The 2239-nt window shown below is 31.8% G+C and carries 2 protein-coding genes; both read left to right on the top strand.

Translation table 11 applies throughout. The annotated features are described in order from the left end of the window. Positions 1-713, top strand: a 713-nt coding sequence (locus ACVC2P_RS12050) for an HTTM domain-containing protein (protein ID WP_452598719.1), incomplete at its 5' end; no start/stop codon positions are given. Beyond that, positions 694-2239, top strand: a 1546-nt coding sequence (locus ACVC2P_RS12045) for a carboxypeptidase-like regulatory domain-containing protein (RefSeq protein ID WP_452598718.1), incomplete at its 3' end; no start/stop codon positions are given. The genes ACVC2P_RS12050 and ACVC2P_RS12045, both read left to right, overlap by 20 nt.

Here is a 2239-nt window from a genome sequence, read left to right as displayed (position 1 = left end):
TGTTAATACCGTTCTTACTATTATATAAAAAAACAAGAGGTGTCGCCTTTTTCTTTGTTGTATTTTTTCATGTTTTTACTAGAGTGTTATTTCCAATAGGGATGTTTCCTTTTGTAATGATAGTGAGTGCATTAATTTTTTTCGACTCAGGACTTCACCAAAAAATTATAGATTATATAAAAAAAATAGGATCTAATTTTTCAAAACTTAAAAAAATAGAAACACACAATACTTACCAAATTAAAAATAAAAGCATAATAATACCTATGCTAGGAGTATTCTTTGTTTTGCAGTTAATAATACCTTTTCGTAATGTATTGTATCCAAACGAGTTGTTTTGGACAGAAGAAGGCTTTCGTTTTTCATGGCGTGTAATGCTAATGGAAAAAATGGGATATGCTAATTTTAAGATAGTAGATGGGGAAACCAAAGACTATTTTTATGTAGATAACACAGATTTCTTAACACCCCTTCAAGAAAAACAAATGAGCTTTCAGCCTGATTTTATATTAGAATATGCACATTATCTAGGCGATCACTTTAAAAAACAAGGCCATAAAAACGTAGAAGTGTATGTTAAAAGTTTTGTCGCATTAAATGGAAGATTAAGCCAGCCATTTATAAATGAAGACGTAAATTTGTACGCGGAAAAAGAATCATTTAAACCTAAACATTGGATTTTACCATTTAACGATGAGATTAAAGGACTTTAAACTAACAATTACTTGCTTATTATTCACTTTTGTAGCTTTTGCTCAAACTAAAATTTCTGGTATAGTAACCAATGCAGAGACCAATGCTCCTATAGAATTTACAGAAATTTACGATAAAAATACAGGGTTATTAGCTAAAACAAACGCCTCAGGATATTATGAGTTTGAAACCGATAAGGAAAATATTACACTAGCCTATTTTTTTTATGAGTACGAAGTTGAAGAGCGTACACTTACACTCTCAGAAAATAAAACAATAAATATAGCTTTAATACCTATAGCAGAAACCCTTTCTGAAGTACAAATAACTTCAAGAAGAGCAAAAATATTTAGCTTAAAACGACTAAAAGATGTAGAAGAAACAGCCATATACGCTGGTAAAAAAACTGAAGTGGTTTTAGTAGAACAATCTATGGCCAATTTGGCATCAAATAATGCAAGACAGTTGTATAGCCAAGTTTCAGGATTAAATATCTACCAAAACGATGATGCAGGATTACAACTTAACATTGGAGGAAGAGGATTGGACCCTAATAGAACCGCAAGTTTTAACACGAGACAAAATGGTTACGATATTAGTGCAGATGTATTAGGCTACCCAGAAAGTTATTATACACCAGCTGCCGAAGGTTTAAAAGAAATACAAGTGATTAGAGGAGCAGCCTCTTTACAATACGGAACACAGTTTGGAGGATTGGTGAATTTTAAAATGAAAACACCAAATGCTGTAAAGCCATTTGAATTTATTACAAGAAATACAGTAGGAAGTAATGGGTTGTATACCAACTTTACAAGTGTAAGTGGAACAAAAAATAAATTAAGCTACTACTCGTTTTTTAATTACAAAAAAGGAGATGGATTTAGAGCTAACTCTAATTTCGAATCTAAAAATGCTTATGCCCATATAGGATACCAATTTAATGATAAAACCAAACTAACAGGAGAAGTAACTTACTTAAGGTACTTAGCAAAACAAGGAGGCGGTTTAAACGACCAACAATTTGAAGAAGACCCTTACCAAAGTAATAGAGCAAGAAACTGGTTTCAAGTAGATTGGTTATTGTATAATTTTAAGCTAGCACATAAGTTCTCAGAAGCTACTAATTTTACATTTAATTTCTTTGGTTTAAATGCTAACCGTGTAGCTTTAGGATTTAGAGATCGTAGAGTAGATCTAGAAGATCCAGGAGGAGCAAGAGACTTAATTTCGAGCGACTTTAATAACTATGGTTTCGAGACGCGTTTGCTAACCAAATATAAAGCCTTTAAAAAAGATGCCACTTTTTTAATAGGAGCAAAATTTTATAAAGCAGATAATGGCTATTCACAAGGGCCAGGATCGGCAGGATCAGATCCAGATTTTTCATCTGCAATAAACGAATTTCCCTTTTATAGAAGTCAATCGGAATACGATAACCCTAATTTAAATGTAGCATTATTTAGTGAGAATATATTTTACATAAACGATAAATTATCTATTACACCAGGATTGCGATTAGAGTATATAAAAACGGAAAGTGTTGGGT

The sequence above is a fragment of the Pontimicrobium sp. MEBiC01747 genome (assembly GCF_053601635.1).
This window is presented reverse-complemented; position numbering and strand designations above follow the sequence as displayed.